Origin of the sequence: Empedobacter sp. GD03861 (genome assembly GCF_029840885.1) — a bacterium.
In the GTDB taxonomy this organism is placed as follows: domain Bacteria; phylum Bacteroidota; class Bacteroidia; order Flavobacteriales; family Weeksellaceae; genus Empedobacter; species Empedobacter falsenii_B.
The window spans coordinates 1-611 of record NZ_JAOCDJ010000109.1; the positions used below are offsets into that span (position 1 = coordinate 1).

Consider the following 611-nt stretch of genomic DNA (forward strand, 5'->3'; position numbering starts at 1 on the left):
ACGATATGCAGGCGAAGTCAGCCATCAATCCGAAGAAAAAACCAAACATTTTTTACAAAATATCATCCGAAATTTAGTGCCGTATCATGTGATTAATCCGTTTGCTACTCGATTAGAATTACCCGAAGAAGTGCATAAAATCAGACGTTTAAACGAAATGTTTCAAAGTATCGTTCGTCAAATTACCTTGATTAATCAGCAAAACAGACAATTAACGGACGATGGGAAATTAATCACACAGGTCGAGGATCTAAAGCAAGCAACGGAGGTTCTCTTTGAAAGTATTGTCCTAAAAGTCGATGAATTAGATGGGAGTTTACGTCAGTTTTTTGAGAAACTTAAAGCGTATTTAGCCAAAAAAGCACACAAAGAAAATGCAAATGGTTCTGAAATAGACTTTACACAACGAGAAATCCGCCAAGCATTTAATATGAGCAAAGCGCAGTGTTCACGCTATATGAACAGCTTAATTGAACTTGAATACCTAACCAGTAAATATGCAGGAAACTTACGTAAAATTGCTTATCGTGTGGATTATTGGGATGATTACCAGAAGTTAAGACAAACCATTAAAGAAAAGATTCTACGACAAATAGAACAGTTATGATACC

General features: G+C 35.7%; 1 pseudogene. It reads left to right on the forward strand.

The features are described 5' to 3' along the window. Positions 1-607: pseudogene (locus N5D03_RS14965) on the forward strand (hypothetical protein); the annotation flags it as partial. Between the last annotated feature and the right edge of the window lie 4 nt (positions 608-611).